This window comes from Gemmatimonadales bacterium, assembly GCA_036265815.1.
Classification (GTDB): domain Bacteria; phylum Gemmatimonadota; class Gemmatimonadetes; order Gemmatimonadales; family GWC2-71-9; genus CAVVWJ01.
Genome location: DATAOI010000058.1, coordinates 91,284 through 107,560, shown reverse-complemented (window position 1 = coordinate 107,560; position 16,277 = coordinate 91,284). Strand labels below are relative to the sequence as shown.

Annotated in this window: 13 protein-coding genes; 3 read left to right on the top strand and 10 right to left on the bottom strand. The window is 67.9% G+C overall.

Features of this window, described 5'->3' with window-relative positions:
- Positions 1-261: carboxypeptidase regulatory-like domain-containing protein (locus VHR41_13250; protein HEX3235162.1), on the bottom strand; the 261-nt coding region annotated here is incomplete at its 3' end.
- 265 nt (positions 262-526) lie between these two features.
- Between VHR41_13250 and VHR41_13245 the strand changes: the two genes are divergently transcribed.
- Positions 527-3,646 carry a SusC/RagA family TonB-linked outer membrane protein gene (locus VHR41_13245; GenBank protein ID HEX3235161.1) on the top strand — a complete coding sequence of 1,040 codons (3,120 nt, stop codon included), beginning with the start codon at positions 527-529 and terminating at the stop codon, positions 3,644-3,646.
- A gap of 17 nt (positions 3,647-3,663) precedes the next feature.
- Positions 3,664-5,013 (top strand): hypothetical protein, encoded by a 1,350-nt coding sequence (locus VHR41_13240; GenBank protein HEX3235160.1) that lies wholly within the window; start codon positions 3,664-3,666, stop codon positions 5,011-5,013.
- A 2-nt stretch (positions 5,014-5,015) separates the two neighbouring features.
- Here VHR41_13240 and VHR41_13235 read toward each other — a convergent pair whose 3' ends face one another.
- From VHR41_13235 to VHR41_13200, 8 genes are all read right to left on the bottom strand, one after another.
- Positions 5,016-5,399, bottom strand: coding sequence for a hypothetical protein (locus VHR41_13235; protein ID HEX3235159.1), 384 nt, complete (start codon positions 5,397-5,399; stop codon positions 5,016-5,018).
- A 463-nt stretch (positions 5,400-5,862) separates the two neighbouring features.
- On the bottom strand, positions 5,863-7,896 hold the full coding sequence (locus VHR41_13230) for a S9 family peptidase (protein ID HEX3235158.1): 2,034 nt from the start codon (positions 7,894-7,896) through the stop codon (positions 5,863-5,865).
- Positions 7,897-7,922: 26 nt separating this feature from the next.
- Entirely contained in the window at positions 7,923-9,254 is a 1,332-nt protein-coding gene (locus VHR41_13225; GenBank protein ID HEX3235157.1) for an amidohydrolase family protein, read from the bottom strand.
- Between the two features lie 135 nt (positions 9,255-9,389).
- Positions 9,390-9,638: a hypothetical protein gene (locus VHR41_13220; protein ID HEX3235156.1), complete on the bottom strand. Its 249-nt coding sequence runs from the start codon at positions 9,636-9,638 to the stop codon at positions 9,390-9,392.
- A 247-nt stretch (positions 9,639-9,885) separates the two neighbouring features.
- Complete coding sequence (locus VHR41_13215; protein HEX3235155.1) at positions 9,886-10,800, bottom strand: hypothetical protein; 915 nt, start codon at positions 10,798-10,800, stop codon at positions 9,886-9,888.
- Positions 10,801-11,028: 228 nt separating this feature from the next.
- On the bottom strand, positions 11,029-11,547 hold the full coding sequence (locus VHR41_13210) for a hypothetical protein (GenBank protein ID HEX3235154.1): 519 nt from the start codon (positions 11,545-11,547) through the stop codon (positions 11,029-11,031).
- A gap of 152 nt (positions 11,548-11,699) precedes the next feature.
- Positions 11,700-12,518, bottom strand: coding sequence for an SDR family oxidoreductase (locus VHR41_13205; protein HEX3235153.1), 819 nt, complete (start codon positions 12,516-12,518; stop codon positions 11,700-11,702).
- 13 nt (positions 12,519-12,531) lie between these two features.
- The gene (locus tag VHR41_13200) at positions 12,532-13,713 is read right to left on the bottom strand and encodes an aminotransferase class I/II-fold pyridoxal phosphate-dependent enzyme (GenBank protein HEX3235152.1); all 1,182 of its coding nucleotides are present in this window, start codon (positions 13,711-13,713) and stop codon (positions 12,532-12,534) included.
- A 150-nt stretch (positions 13,714-13,863) separates the two neighbouring features.
- Here VHR41_13200 and VHR41_13195 point away from each other — a divergent pair, with 150 nt between their 5' ends.
- Positions 13,864-14,682 (top strand): CpsB/CapC family capsule biosynthesis tyrosine phosphatase, encoded by an 819-nt coding sequence (locus tag VHR41_13195; GenBank protein HEX3235151.1) that lies wholly within the window; start codon positions 13,864-13,866, stop codon positions 14,680-14,682.
- Here the strand turns inward: VHR41_13195 and VHR41_13190 are convergent.
- On the bottom strand, positions 14,657-16,027 hold the full coding sequence (locus VHR41_13190; protein HEX3235150.1) for a hypothetical protein: 1,371 nt from the start codon (positions 16,025-16,027) through the stop codon (positions 14,657-14,659). The genes VHR41_13195 and VHR41_13190 overlap by 26 nt on opposite strands.
- Between the last annotated feature and the right edge of the window lie 250 nt (positions 16,028-16,277).

Sequence of the window (16,277 nt, the reverse complement as noted above, 5' to 3'; positions counted from 1 at the left end):
AGCCCGATAGCCGATGAGCCGGACGTAGACCGTATGAGGACCCGCGGGGACGCCGGTAATCTTGTATTCGCCCGTGCCGCCGCTCACGGCGGCGAGGCCGGTGCCTTCCACGGTCACCGAGGCGCTGGCCAGGGCCCCACCGGTGCTGTCGGCGATGGTGCCGTGCAGGGTTCCCGCCTGCGCGGCAAGTGGGCCCGCCGCGCCGGCCAGCGTCATACACATAACGATACCGATGAGCAGTCGAACCAGGTCTCGGGGCACGAAGACCTCCGGGGGTGAGGACCAGGATTGGATTTGCGGCCGGGCGAGAGACGGAGGCCGCGTAAGCTAGGCGATATGTAGATATGCCGCGGCGGAAGTGGCGTCAAGCGTAAGCGGCGGGGCGGGAGGGGTTCCCGCCGCCGGCAGGGTTTTGACAACTGGCGCGGCGTCTTGCACATTGGCAGACCATCCAGCGCTGCCCGACCCGATCCGACACATCCTCGCACCGGCCTCCCGGGCAGTCTCGTATCACAGGAGAAGGACTATGGCCACTGGCATCCGTCAGCGATGGCTCTCCGCGATCTCACTCCTCTGCTGTGTCCTTCTGGGTGCTCCGATCTCCGTCCTGGCCCAACAGGGCGCCATCGGCGGCCGGGTCACCGACCAGTCCGGCGGTGCCGGCCTGGAGGCCGCACGGATCCTCCTCACCGGCACCAGCCGAATCGAGAACAGCGATCGGCAAGGCCACTTTCTCTTCCGCAACGTGGCACCCGGCAGCTATCAGGTGCGCGTGCTGCGGGTCGGCTACAAGCCGGCCGCCCAGACGGCCGCGGTGGGAGCGGGCGAGACAGTGGCACTCGACTTCGCGCTCGAGGCCGCGCCGGTCCAGCTCGATGAGCTGGTAACCACCGCGACCGGCCAGCAACGCAAGCTGGAAATCGGCAACGCGGTCACCACCATCGATGTGGCCAAGGTGGCGGAGACGGCGCCGATCACCGAGTTCACCAATCTGATCTCGGGCCGGGCGGCGGGCGTCGAGGTGCTCAAGAGCAGTGGGATCACCGGGAGCGGCACCCGAATCCGGATCCGCGGCTCGAACAGCATCTCGCTCTCCAACGAGCCGCTCTACTATATGGATGGCATCCGGCTGGAGAGCTCGGCCTTCTCGACCACCCTGGATATCAGCGGCGAAGGAGTGGACGACCCGACCAACGCCGGCCCCTCGCGGATCAACGACATCAACCCGGACGACATCGAATCGATCGAGATCGTGAAGGGCCCGGCGGCCGCGACGCTGTACGGCATTCAGGCCTCCAACGGCGTCGTCCGGATCACGACCAAGCACGGAACCGCGGGACCACCGCGGTGGAACCTGTTCTCCGAGCTGGGCGCCGTCTCGGACAACAACAGCTATCCGCTCAACTTTGCCGGCCGCGACACGACAGCCGCGGGCATCGAAAGCGGCTACGACGGCTTCTGCAGCATTCAGAGCGAGCGCTATGGGCTCTGCACCCAGACGTCCGTCCAGAGCTTCCAACCACTCAACGACCCGGCTACCCGCCCCTACAAGGCCGGGCTTCGGCAGCAGTACGGCGCGAATGTCTCCGGCGGGAGCGACGACGTGACGTACTTTGTCGCCGGCTCCTACGACAACGAACTGGGCCCGTTCCGCCTGCCGAAGTTCGAGGAGGACTCCGTCATATCGGCGCGCGGCTCGCTGCCGGACAACCAGCGTCGGCCCAATGCGCTGGAGAAGTTCGCGGTGCGGGCCAACGTCGCGGCGAAGGTCGCCAAGACTCTCGACGTCGACGCCTCGGTGGGGTTCCTCAGCAGCAACACCCGGTTCATCGAGAACGACAACAGTTTTCTCACCGTGAACGGCAGTGGAACGACGAGCGGATACCTCCCCGACTTCAACCGGGGCTGGTACTTCATCCCCGCGGAACTTTTCGCCGAGCTGGCCAATCAGGCCGCCAACCGCTTCACCGGCGGCTTCACCGGCAACTGGCGCCCGCGGGAATGGCTCACCGGGCGGGCCACCATCGGCTACGATGTGGTGAACCGCACCGACGTCCAGTTCTTCCCAACCGGTGAGGTGGCAGACTACGACGGGGGTGGCGGCTCCAACCGGCTCGGCGCCCGGAGCGACAACCGGTTCCAGATCTCCCAGACCTCGATCGATCTGGGTGTGGAGGCCCGCTTCTCGCTGTCGGACGCCGTGGGCTCCCGCACCTCAGTTGGCGGCCAGTTTTTCCGCGACCTCTCCCGCGGTAACTACGCCTCCGGCCGGGACCTGCCGGCCGGCTCCTCCAGCATCAGCGGTGCGGCGACCAGCCAGGCGAGGGACACCTCGCTCGAGTCCCGTTCGATCGGGAGCTACCTCGAGGAGGAGATCAATCTCAAGCAGCGCCTGTTCGTGACCGGCGCGCTCCGATTCGACGACAACAGCGCGTTCGGCCAGAACTTCAACGCCACGGTGTACCCCAAAGCTAGCGCCTCGTGGCTGATCTCGGACGAGCCGTTCTTCCACCTCGACGCGCTCAATACCCTGCGGCTCCGCGCGGCTTTCGGCGCCTCCGGCCAGCAGCCCGGCACCACGGACGCCCGGCGCTTCTTCTCCGCGACGGCCGGAAAGCGCACCGGCCGCGCGACCACTGGCGTGAGCTTCGGCAATTTTGGCAATGCCAACCTCAAACCAGAACGCTCGCGCGAGTTCGAGGCCGGCATCGACGCTGGACTCTTCCGCGACCGGGTCTCGGTCGAGCTCACGTATTACGACAAGCTCACCAAGGATGCGCTCATCGAGCGGGACATCGCGCCGTCACTGGGCGCTTCCAAGTCTCAATTCGTGAACCTCTCCCGGATCAAGAACCATGGCTTCGAGGTGGCAATCAACACCCGGATCATCGACAATCCCCGGATCGCGTGGGACGTGACGCTGAGCGGTTCGACCACCAAGAACAGGATCCAGGAGCTGGGCGAAGGGGTGAGTCCCATCTTCGTCGGCTTTTACCAGCGGCACGTCGCCGGCTATCCAGCGGGCGGGTACTGGGCCCCGGTGATCACCTTCAACGACGCGAACGGGGATGGCATCATCGATCTGGACCCGAATCTGGACGGCGTCTTCGACGACTCCGAAGTGAAGCTGAGCGACAGCGCGGTCTTCCGCGGCTCCGCGATCCCGACCAAGGAAGCGTCGCTCAACAGCAATCTGGCGATCTTCGGCGGGCGGGTGGTGCTGGGCACCCAGTTCGATTATCGCGGCGGTCATCTGGTGGACAACTCGCTGGAGCAGTTCCGGTGCTTCTCGATACAGAATTGCCGCGGGCTCTACGACAAGACCGCGCCGCTGGAGGAGCAGGCCAAGGCTCAGGCGACCTTCCTGCCGGGCGGCGGCAACTCTGTCGCGTTCCTGGAGCCCGGGTGGTTCATCAAGCTTCGGGAGCTGTCCCTGACCTTCGAGGCGCCCGATCGCTGGGCCCGGGCGTTCAGGGCCAGCCGGCTGAGCCTCACGCTCGCAGGACGGAACCTGTGGACCATCACCGACTACACCGGGGTCGACCCGGAGGTAAACGCCTTCAACCAGGACAACTTCGCGTCTTCGGATTTCGAATCCCAGGCACAGGTGCAGTACTGGACCGCGCGCCTCAACGTCGGCTTCTGACCGGGATGACATCGAACATGACGATCCTGACATGGAGCAGGGCGCGCCTGGCTGCCACGCTGATCACCAGTGTGACGCTCACGGGCGCCTGCGGCCTGCTCGACACGACCCAACCCGCCGCCATCGACCCCGGCACGCTCGACTCGCCCGAAGGGGCCGCCTCGTTGCGCCTGGGGGCGATCTCCGACTTCGGCTTCGTGAAGGACGGCGATGGAAGCGAATTCGACGACGGGCTGATCTTGCTGAGCGGCCTGCTCGCCGACGAGTTCGAGCACTCCACCACGCCGCCCTCGGAGCAGGAAATCGACCAGCGCACCACCGCGCTGATCAACCCCAACCTCTCCGACGTTTATCGCAACCTGCACAAGGCCCGGGCCGGCGCGGAACACGCCGCAGAGGCGTTGCAGAAGTTTCTGCTGGAGCCGGGGAGCACCCCGGACATCGCCGAGATGCTGGCCCTTGCGGGATATACCTACCTCTACTTCGCCGAGGACTTCTGCTCCGGGGTGCCGTTCGGCAAGGTACGCGGTGACACTGTCACCTTCGGCACCCCGCTGACCACGGCGGAGACATACCAGGCCGCCCTCGCTAAGTTCGACTCGGCGCTCGCCCACCCGGGGCTCGCAGAGGACGACGGCACCATCACCAACCTGGCACTGCTCGGGCGCGCCCGCACCCTGCTGGACATGGGCCAGTTCGCCGAGGCCGGCGCCGTAGCGGCCGATGTGCCGACTGATTTTCTGTATGTGACCGAGCACTCCGAGAGTCCGCTCCGGCTCCAGAACGCCATCTTTACCTATGGTCAGGCGGGCCTCTGGTCGCTGTCCGACCAGGAGGGCGGCGTGGGACTCGCCTACCGGTCGGCGAATGACCCGCGGGTTCCCTACACCGACACCGAGGACTTCGGACTCGATCTCATCACCCCCCAGTTCAATCTCGATAAGTATCCCGACGCCACCTCACCAGTGCCGGTGGCGGATGGCACCGAAGCCCGGCTGATCGAGGCCGAGGCGGCGCTGCAGGCGGGCGACGTGTCGGGGATGACCACGATTTTGAACGATCTGAGGGCGAACGCCATCTCACCTGCGCTGGGCAACCTGGCCGTGCCGGGCTCGAGCGACGAGGCGGTGGACCTGCTTTTCTCCGAGCGGGCCTTCTGGCTCTTCGCTACCGGCCACCGGCTGGGCGACATGCGGCGCCTGGTGCGGCCCGCGCCGACCGGATACGGACGGCCGGTGAACTCGGTCTTCCCCAACGGCGCCTATCACAAGGGCGGCACCTACGGTTCCGACGTGAACCTGCCGATTCCGATCGAGGAGCAGAACAATCCCAACGCACGGACTGGTTGCATCGACCGCAATCCCTGACCTCAGTACACCGCCAGACTCGAGCGCGCGAGATCGCTCTCGAGCGTCCACTTGAGGGTTTGCCCCGGCTGCACCAGCACCGACTCGCTGGTGTAGCCGCTCCCGCCGATGGCATGCGCCGAGAGCCGCGCGTCGCCGCTGTTGCCCAGCCGGCGGTAGGGGAAGGTGAAGACCGTGTTACCCAGCGCGGTCACCATCCCCAGCCGCTGGCGCTGACTGCCCCGGACCAGATAGATGACGATATCGCTCCAGTTGTGATTCTCCACCTCGAGCTCGACCGGCGTATTGGGCGAGACCGCCTCGGAGGTGCCGTGGTGCGAGCCGCAGCCGGCGAACATCAGCGCGAGCAGCAGCGGCCAGGAGATGCGGGTGTAGTGAGCCTTCATAAAGTCACCCGGTATGACAGGGTGGTTACCGTCTGTAGATCGGTGCATCACCTACGGCGACGGATCGGGGCGCCGGCTCCGGCGGCGGGCGTGGTCGGGGGGGCCGGCTCCGGGCCGGGCTCGCTCCGGTCACAACAGGCCGCCCCGGGGACACGGAGCTAGACCGGCATCACACGGCCTGACTCCCTCCGCGATCCCCGCCCGCCGCCTGCGCCCGAGCATCGGAGCCCGCGGGCACGTGCGAACCGACCATCGCGCAACGCCGTTGCGCCCACCACTGTACCAGCGCGGCACCCGCCGCGCTCACGCGCGCTGTGTGCGCGTGCCTGGGGGCCGAGGGGGGTCACGCAGGGAGTGTCAGGCCGTGTGATCTCGTCGTGCGACGTGCGCCCCGGGGCGGCCTGCAACGACCGGAGTGACCCCCCTCGGCCCCCGTCCCTCGGCCCCCGGCCCTCGACCCCCCCTACCGCACCGACGTCGTGGCCTCTCCCGCCTTCAGATACTTCCCGTACCACGCCAGGTACCGCTCCAGCCGGTCCCGCTGGTGGCTCGGCTTGTTGAGCCCGTGCGGCTCGCCCGGATAGATGATCAGCTCGGTCTCCCGCCCCAGGCTCCGGAGCGCCTGGTACATCTGCTCCGAGTTGAGCAGCGGCACGTTGAAGTCGGCGTCGCCACAGAGAAACAGCGTGGGGGTCACGATCCGGTCTGCGTGGAAGAAGGGGTACGACACCCTCATCCAGACCTGCGGCTTGGCCCACGGCTTCCCCAGCTCGGCCTCGTACTCCCGCACGTACTGGTCGGTGCCGTAGCCGGCCAGCGCGTTCCCCTGCCCTGCCCCGACCGTGGCGGCCTTGAACCGGCGGTCGCGCGTGATCACCTGGTTGGTGAGGATGCCGCCGTAGCTCCACCCGCCCACGCCGAGCCGCGTCGAATCGGCGATGCCCTGGGCCACGGCGTAGTCCACCGCCGCCAGCACGTCTTGGCCATCCTTCTCGCCCCACGCGGCCCAGATAGCGGTGGAGAACCTCTCTCCCCGACCCGAGCTGCCCCGTGGATTGGCCCCGACCACCACGTAGCCCTGCGCGGCCAGCACCTGCCAGTCGAAGTTGCCGAAATCGTTATAGAGCTGCCACACCGGACCGCCGTGAATCCGCAGGATGGTGGGATAGCGGCGCCCCGCCTGATAATCCGGGGGCTTGACCAGGAAGCCGTTGATCGGCGTCCCATCCTTGCTCTTGAAGGTGATCTCCTGCACCGGGGCCAGTCGTACCTCCGCGAGCCACGCCTTGTTCTGCTGGGAGAGCGGCCGGAGGTCGCGCCCTTCGACGGCGTAGATCTCCGCGGGAGCCGCGGGCGTGCTCGAGGCCACGGCGATCCGCCCTTCCGGGCCGACCGAGAGGTCGGTGATCGCCCGGCGCCCTTCGACCAACCGCTCCACCGCGCCTCCCTTCGCCGGCACCCGCGCCAGATGATAGACCCGGTCGTCCTCCAGCAGGAAGAGAACCGACGACCCGTCGGGTGACCAGGTCGGCGAGAGCACGTTCCGGTCGAGCGCCCCGGTGAGCACCCGGGCTGGACCGCCGGACACCGGCACCACAGCCACCTTCTGACCCGCATAGTAGATCAGCGCGGGCGGCCCGCCCTGCACGTAGGCGATCTGGGTCCCGTCCGGACTCCACGACGGCGCGCGGTTCCCCCAGTCCGGGTCCATGTCCGGACCGTCGAAGGTGGTGAGCTGCCGCGGCGTAGCGCCCACCAACGCGTCGACCACATAGAGATCGAAGTTGGCGGTCCGGTCGAAGTCCGGCCGCCGCCGGCTCACGAATGCGATCGACCGCCCGTCGGGCGACCAGGAAGGGGAGAGCTCCTCGTACTCGCCCGGCAGCAGGAGGTGAGGTGCGCGGGGCGTAGCCGACAGGTCCAGAAGGTAAAGATGGTCTCGCCGCGCGTCGAGGTAGCCCACCTCGTCCTGCTTGAACTGGAACCGGTCCACCACGATCGGCTTGGGTGTCTTGGGCTTGGCCGAGTCGGCCGGGGACGCGGCGTCAGCGTCCGGGTCCCGCGCTACCAGCGCGATGCGCCGACCGTCCGGGGCCCAGGCATACTCGGAGACCCCGGCGGGAAGATCGGTGATCCGCTCCGCCTCGCCGCCGCTCCGGTTCAAGAGCCAGAGCTGGTCGGACTCATGGGGATCATCCCGGTCGGACAGGAAGGCGAGGTAGCGGCCGTCCGGGCTCCAGCGGGGCGCGTGCTCGTCGGCCGGGCTGCGGCTGAGCTGGACCGTGCGGGCACCGTCCCAACTGATCATCCACACGTCGCTGTCGTTCCGGTCCTTGGCCGTGTCGGCCACCGAGACGGTGTACGCCACCCAGCCGCCCTCCGGCGAAAGCTGCGGATCGCTCACGTCCCGCAACCGGTCCAGGTCTTCCACCGTCACCGTCCGTTGCGCCGATACGGGGGCCGCGGCCGCGACGACAAGAGCGGGGACAAGGCCCACAACACACATCATGCACTGCATCGCACTCACTGCCTCCGTGATGACGAGTTCTCCGGCAGGTAGACCGTCCCGCCCTTCATGACGAAGCCGACCCGCATGACGCGGCTGAGATCGGCCAGCGCGTCTCCCTCCACCGCGATGATGTCGGCGTACTTGCCCGGCGCGATGGAGCCGACGCTGTCCTTCCACTGCATCAGCTCGGCCGCCGAGATGGTGGCGGACTGGACGGCCTGCATCGGGGTCATGCCGTAGCGGACCATGTAGGGCAACTGCATCGCGTTCATCCCGTGCGGATACACTCCGCTGTCGGTGCCGTAGGCGATCCGGACTCCCGCCGCCACCGCCTTCCGGAACCCGGCGCGCTGGGTCTCGGTGGTCTCCAGGTTCTTCCGCAGGATGTCGGCCGGCCAGTGCTGCTCCCGGCCCACGCTGTCGATGTAGTCCCCGTTGTAGATGTCGGCCACCAGCCAGGTGCCGTGCGCTTTCATGAGCGCGATTCCCTCGTCGTCGATCAGGGAGCCGTGCTCGATCGAGCGCACGCCGGCCCGCACCGCCCGCTTGATCCCCTCCGCGCCATGGGCGTGCGCCGCCACGAAGGTCCCGTACTCCGCGGCCTGCTCCACCGCGGCGCGGATCTGCTCCTCGGTGTACTCGGACACGCCCGGCTGAGTGCCGCGGGTGAGCACCGCACCCGTGGCGATGATCTTGATGAAGTCGGCGCCGCTATTGAGCAGTACCCGGACCCGCTCGCGCACCTCGTCGGCCGAGTTGGCCACGCCGAAGCGAAACGACGCCGGCAGATTCACGTCGGGCGCGGCGCCCGCCACCTCACCGCCCCCGGTCGAGACCGTGATGTAGGCACCGGCCACTTTCATCCTCGGTCCGGGTACGGTCCCGTCGTTGATCGCATCCCGCAGGGCCGCATCCACCAGGGCCCGGTAGGTGCCCACGTCGCGGACGGTAGTGAAGCCGGCCAGGAGCGTGGCCTTCGCGTGGCGGACGCCGCTGAAGACCTGCTGCGCCTCGGAGCGCTCCAGCGGCAGCAGCACGTCGGCGGACTCGATGTCGTCCACCAGGTGGGTATGGCAATCGATGAGCCCGGGGAGCACGGTGGAGCGGGAGAGGTCGATGACGCGCGCGCCCGCGGGGAGTTTGGCCGAGCCCGATTGAACGGCCTCGATCCGGTCGCCGCGGACCAGGATGACCTGATCGCGCCGGACTTCGCCCTTGTCCACGTCGACCAGCCGGCCGGCCCGGATGGCGATGAGCGCCGCCGGCCCACCCTGAGCCACGGCGTCGCGCGGCACCCAGCCAGTGGCCAGGGTGAGCGCCGCGAGCCCCGCGCCGAGCTTCAGCATGCCGACTCCTGCTGTGTGCAGAGATGCAACGGTGCAACGACTGGGGACCGCAGGGGAATATATCCAAAGCCAGCCGACCCGCTGGCAGGTGCGCCAGCGGGTCGGAGAAAGAGGATGACCGTTAGCGGATAGCGCTCACGGCTTGCGCTCGGCCGGCGGTTTCACCTCTACCTTCGGCAGGTTCACTTCCTTCTTTTCGGTCTTTACCTTGGGCACGTTGATGGTGTCCTTGACGGTTCCGGTCTCGACGCTCGGCGTCGCCACGGTATCCGTCGTGGTGCCGATGACCGGCTTCTGCACTTCGTATTCGCCCTCGCCGGTTTTCCGGCAGGCGCTGGTACTCCAGAGCGCCGCGATACCCGCGGCAAGGATCAGCTTCCGCACGAACGACCTCCGGGTTGGGGCCTCCCAGGAATTTCCCGTGGGAGTGCCCGGACGCCTGTGTCGCGGGTCACGGGGGCGCCGGATTCTTTTCCTCATCGGATGTAGAAATTGTTGACAACGGAATCTGAATCTACTGCAGCGAGAGAGGTTACGCCCACCTGAACCGACTGAATCTTTGTTGAAGAAACGACGACGGCCACCCTGAGGTGGCCGTCGTGATCCTACCGGGATTCGGCTCCCCCCGCGGTCAATCCTGCACCAGAATGAGATACTTCGATGCAGACCAGAACTCTTCCGGCTGGGCGATGTTGACGGTGCCGGTGACCTTGCCATCCTTCGCGACGCCCGGGGCCAGGTAGGTCGGGCTCTGCCGCGAGATGATCTTGTACTGCTTGTCGGTCCGGGGGAGCGGGATCGAGGTGTTGGTCACCTTGTCGATCGCCGTGAACGCCTGGGGATCGAGGTTGCGGGCCGGCTCCAGGCGGGTGCCGCCGAAGATCAGGAACTTGGAGCCTTCCTTGGTGATCACGCCCCTCTTGATCAGCTCGTCCTTGGTACCCGCGGCGTAGTACACGGTGTTCTTGTACGCGGTAAGGTTGACCACGGTATCGCTCAGCGCGGCCTTCTGGGAGGACAGCGTGGTGTTCTCCGTCGTCAGCGTATCCACCCGGCCGGCCAGGGTCGCGATCTGGGTGTTCGCCGCGGCGATCTGCGCCTCATAGTCGGTCTTCTGCTGCTCGGCCGTGGCCTTGAGGTCGTCGATGGTCTTCTTGTAGGTCTCGATCTGGGCGAGGAGGCGCGCGTTGCGCTGCCGGGACTGCTTGGCGCGGGTTTCGACCTGGCTCAGGTTCGCCTCGCTCTCGTTGAGCTTCGCGATGACAGCCTGGACCCGCGCGAGCGCCTGCTTCCGCTCCTCCCGGTCCTTCTTGGCCCCGGGCAGGCCCGGATCGGTGCCCTTGGTGCTGACCGTGATGCTCTTGGTCTTCGCCAGCTCCCCGTTGATGTCGCTCACGAACTGAGTGGTTTCGAGGACCTCGGTCAGGAGGCTGTCCTTCTGCGCTTCGGAGGCCTTCGCATCGGCGAGGGCCTTCCGCAGTTCACCCTGATTGCAGCCGACCGTCGATACGGCCACGAGCACGATCAACGCCCAAGCTTTCCTCATGCGTGCCTCCCCACTGTGCGTGAAAATTGGTCAATGCCCACGGACGCCTGCGCACGCTGAGCCCGACCGCGCGAGGGCACCCGCCTTTGAAAGGGCGAGCGCACCAGCCAGAGGGAGCCGAATACCCGGTGTGATCAGATTCAGCGGACGAGCACAAGCATAACTGGCGGGTACGCCAAATGGCACCCCTTTCAGAGGTGCCGGATCTGGACCGCGGTAGTTAACTCCTTACCAGGAGAGGCGAAACACGCTGCCGCGGCCGCGACCGTCCTGGGGGTGACAGCCTCCGCCCCCGACCCGGATAATGCCGCCGCGCCGCTCCCTGAGCGGGGCTGGACCCTCCTCCTGCGCGGGGGTGGGTCCGGACTCGGCGGGCACCATCGTCACCGTCTGTCCCGGTTCCAGCGCGGCGGCTCCGCCTTTCCAGACTACCGGCGTCTCCACCGGAGCGGGCGAACGAGAAGGCGACACCGTGACCGGCGCTGGGACAGTCGCCTCGGCAATGGGTGTGACAGTCTGCGCCTTGGGCGCGGGCCGGTGAGCGCGGGACTTGGCCTGCCGTGCCGGCTCCGACCGAATCACCTCGCGACTGGAAATCACCTGCACGGACGGCGAGGAGGTGAGCGGAGTGGTCAGGTCGCGCGGGTGCGGCGGGTCTCGTGGAGCTTCGGCCGGGGTGGAGCGGCTGCCGGCCCCGCAGCCAGCCAGGATGACGGGGAGCAGGGTCCAACTCCAGAATGTCCGCATGAATCCTCCGAGCGTGGACGAACTCTGGTGACGTGCACCTTTTATCATAGTGCACGCTGTTTCAATGGTCACCACTGTGAGTGCCGTTGTTGTGGTGCTGCCGGCCACCATCGCCCCCGCCACCACCTTCACCCCCACCATCCTTCCCGGCCTTACCGCCCTTCCCGCCCTTCCACGGACGCCACTCGCGCCCGCCGCCATGCAGCGATCCGTCCGATGGCACGCCGGGGCATGAGCCGGATGAGCAGCACCAGCAGCCTGTTGCCGAGCCCCGGTACGCAGACCACCGGCCCCCGCCGGTCCAGGCTCCGGAGCGACGCGCGAACCACCGAGGCCGCGCTCATCCACATGAAGGCCGGTGCCCCGGCCGATGACGCGCCCATCCGGTCGTGAAACTCGGTGTGGGTAAACCCGGGACAGAGCGCCTGCGCCTGCACTCCGCTCCCCTCGAGCTCCGCCGCCAGCCCCTCGGTAAACGTCGTCAGGTACGACTTGGTGGCCGAGTAGTTGGCGTTTCCCGGGGAATAGACGAATGAGGCAATCGAGGACACGTTGATCACCGCGCCTCGCCGGTTGCGCAAGAGCATCGGCAGGGCCGCGAGCGTGAGCCGGACCGGTGTAAGCACATGCAGGCGGACCATCGCTTCCTGTTGCGCCGGGTCCGTCGCGGCTAGCCGGCCGGCCGCGCCGAACCCCGCGTTGTTGACCAGCAGCGCGAGCCGGGCCTCCCCCGCGATGCGCTGGGCCACCCGGGTCACTTCGGCGTCGACCGTGAGATCGGCCGGGAGGACCTCCGCACCGACGTCGTATCTCGTCTCGAGCGAAGCCGCGACTTCGCCCAGCCGGGCGGCGTCCCGCGAGACCAGGATCAGGTCGTACCCACGCTGGGCCACCTGCTCGCCGAACTCCCGTCCGATGCCGGCGGAGGCGCCGGTGATCAGCGCGATACCATGGTCGCTGGAGACGCTCATGGGCGACGGCCTCTCAGCGTTGGAGCCCGCTCTCCACCGCGGGCGCGGCGGACCGCACCCCTCTGGCCGTCTCCGCCGCCCTGATGCTGCCGAGCCGGCGGGCCGCCTCGGAGAGAATGTCCTCCGTCTTGCAGAAGACGAACCGCACCAGCGATCGCCCACCGCCCTCGCGGAAGAAGCTCGAGCCGGGCACTGGAGTGACCCCGATCTCACGAGAGAGCCACACCGAGAAGGCGGTGTCGTCCATCGGCGGCCCCGTGCCGGAGACGATTTCGCCCAGCGCCGTGAAGTCGGCCAGGATGTAGTAGGCACCTTCGGGGCTGCTGCACCCGAAGCCCGCGTCGATCAGGGCGCCGTGCAGCAGGTCGCGCTTGGAGCGGTAGGTGGCGGCAAGCGTCTGATAGAAGACCGGCTCCAGATCATCGAGTGCCGCGGCGATCCCTTCCTGCAGCGGTGCCGGGGCGCCTACGGTGAGAAAGTCGTGCACCTTGCGGATGGCGTCGGTGAGTTCCGGCGGGGCGATGATCCACCCGATCCGCCAGCCGGTGACGCTGAACGTCTTGGAGGCGCCGCTGATGGTGACCGTGCGCTCCCGCATTCCCGGCAGCGTGGCGATCGGCAGGTGCGCGCCCTCGAAGCGGATGTGCTCGTAGATCTCGTCGGTCACCGCCAGCACGTCGTGGGCCACGCAGAGATCGCGAATTGCCTCCAGCTCCGCCCGGCCGAGCACCCGGCCCGCCGGGTTGCTGGGCGTGTTCACGACGATCGCCCGGGTGCGAGGCGTGAACGCCGCGGCCAGCCATTCCAGGTCCAGGGGCCGGCCGGGCTCCAGGGGCACGAACACCGGGCGGGCATCGGCCAGGATGGTGTCCGGCCCGTAGTTCTCGTAAAACGGCTCGAACACAATGACCTCGTCGCCTGGGTCCACCACGGCCAGGAGGGTGGCGATCATCGCCTCGGTGGCGCCGCAGGTGACGGTGATCTCGCGCTCGGGGTCGGCGGTCAGGCCATACCACGCCTCGTACTTCCGCGCGATCGCTTCGCGCAACCGCTGCGCCCCCCAGGTGATGGCGTACTGGTTGATGTCGTCCCTGATGGCCCGGGCCGCGGCCTCCTTGAGCAGGTCCGGCGCCGGAAAGTTGGGAAATCCCTGCGCCAGATTGAGCGAGTTGTGCTCCCGCGCGAGGCGGGTCATCCCTCGGATCACGGACTCGCGAAAGCCATGGGTTCGGCGGGCAGTCTGCACTGAGCGCTCGGCGTAAAGGGCTCCGGAAGTATATCTCGGTCCATCTGACTCGGTGATCGGTGATTACCTGAATCCGTGGGCGTGATTAGGATAGACACCGTGAGCTCACCGCACTCTCCCAACCCGCCCCCGCCCTTCGTCGATCTGCACAACCACCTCGTCCCCGGCGTGGACGACGGGTCGGAGTCGGTGGAGGAGTCGCTCGGCTGCCTCGCTGTCCTGTTCGCCGAAGGCGTGCGTACCCTGGTCTCGACCCCGCACCTCCTGCTCCCGCGCCTCACCACCGATGCTGCCATCACCCGCGAGCTCGACGTCCATCGCCGCGCCTTCGACCGGCTCGTGGCCGCCACAGGCGGTCACCGCGACCTTCCCGCGCTCGGGCTGGGTCAGGAGATCTGGGCCCCGGATGCCGGCACCCTCGCGCGGGTGGCGGGCCGGGCCGACGTGGGATTGGCCGGCTCCGCCACCCTGCTGGTGGAGTTCGGCTTCGACCTGCAGGGCGAGCACACCGACGTGATCCGCGCCGCGCGCGCCGCCGGCCGCCGGATCCTGATCGCCCATCCGGAGCGGTATCGTTACCTCGAGGGGACCATCCCGCTGGAGCTGATGCGCCGCTGGCGGGAGCTGGGCGCGCTGTTGCAGGTGAACGCGGGCAGCTTCACCGGGCACTACCGATCGGGCCCTGAGGCGCTGTCGTGGGGGATGGTCACGGAGGGACTGGTGGATCTGGTCGGCAGCGACCACCACGGGATCCGGCGGTCCGGGGTGTCGCCGCTCGCGGCCTATCAAGCGCTCATCGCCCGCGGCGAGCCGAAGCTGGCCGAGCGGGCGATGAGTGTGACACCAGGCGCGCTGGTCGAGAAGCCCGGCGCCGAGAGCGGCGCCGGAGCGCTTAGATCTCCAGCGGCGGGCGGGTAGTGCCGATGGCCTGGAGCAGGTAGCCCACCGGAGTGTTCGAGTCGGCGCCCATCAGCACCGACGCCGAGTCTACCGTGGCCGCGATGCGCTGGCGGAGCGCCGAGTAGCTCTCCTTGGCGGCCGGGTCATCGAACTGGATGGTGCGCGGCGTAATGGTGTAGGCGCCCGCCTGCGCATCCAGCACACCGAGCAGGCTGTCCACTCCCGCGAGGAGCGAGTTGGTGAGCTCGACCACCACCGGCGACTCCTTCGGCGTGACCCGGCCATACCAGCGCCGAATCGCCGCGGGTGACCAGCCAAGCCGCTTGGAGACTACCGTGAACGAGTCCTGATACTGGCGTTCGATCAGACCACGCTGCTGCCGGTACACCCGAATGAAGTTGCTCGCGCCGGCCAGACCCATCCGGGTCTCGGTCACGCCGCCACTGGGAGAGAGCCGGGACGTCCCAAACAGATCGTTCAGCCGCACCACCCGCATGCCGCCCTCCAGCCGCGCCCTGGCCGAGTCGTGCGCCGCTCTCCACTGCCGGATAAAGGTGTCGATCGACACCACGTTTCCCCGCTCGCGTGCGGCCGGCTGAGCGGCCGGCTGGGCCACCGGTTGCGCGGGCAGCGCCTCACGCAGCTGCTTCGAGCGAATCTTGGGGGCCACGGGCAGCTCGAACGGCAGCTTCACCGGGCCGGGCGCGGCAGGCGCGGCGGCAGGGGCGGCGGCAGGCGCGGAAACGGGCGCGTTCACCCGGGCGGTTTCGACCGACGCGCCCTGCTCCGGGTCAAGGTCCTCACTCCGAAGGTCGTCACTCCGAGTGTACCCCTGGTATCTCGACGAGCTGCTCGCGAGGGAGACCTGGGCATCCGGTTCGCCTGCGGGCGCTGACACCTGCTCCGCCCGCTCGGCCGCCGTCCGCGGAGCCAGCGGCTTGGGAGACCACGGCGGACGCGGAGCCGACGACGAGAGCTCGATGCCCAGCAGCAGGAGGAGACCAGTGACGCTCAGCGCCAGCGGGCGGCGCCAGGGATGCATCGGGCCGCCCTCCGAGCGCCCGGAACGGTGCGTGTCGTCCGACGGGGGCTCCGGATCCGTAGCACCTTCGAGGGTCTCGGCGGCGGCGTTGAAGAAGGTCCAGCTGGTGCGCTCCAATGGCGGAAGCGGTGCCGGCTCGGGCTGGCGCTGGGCCGCGATCGCCTTGTACTGCGGGTGCATGGTGATCGAGATCCACTTCGAGGTGGCGCGATGATAGATCCGGGACTGGATGTCGACGTCGCCGCTACGGATGGCGGCCGCTAACTCGTCGCCTGTCCGATACAGCTCTTCCTTGCCCGGCCTCAGCTCAACGAGATACATGGCCCACGCTCGTTCGGTTTTCGGGCCCGGCTGGGCCCTCGGTGGATTCGCTTTGCCGCGTGATGTTTTCGGGGGCTGGATCTCTGGATGCCGCCATGGGGAAGTGCCAGTTCCGTGCTGCTGCTGGTGCCGCCCACGCTGGGGTCACGATCCAGGGCCGCCTGCACCGTGTTAACGCCTTATCGATCAACGTCTTACATCCTAGAAATCGACCACGCCACCGCCCCCGTCCCGTCCGTCCGGCGGCCCC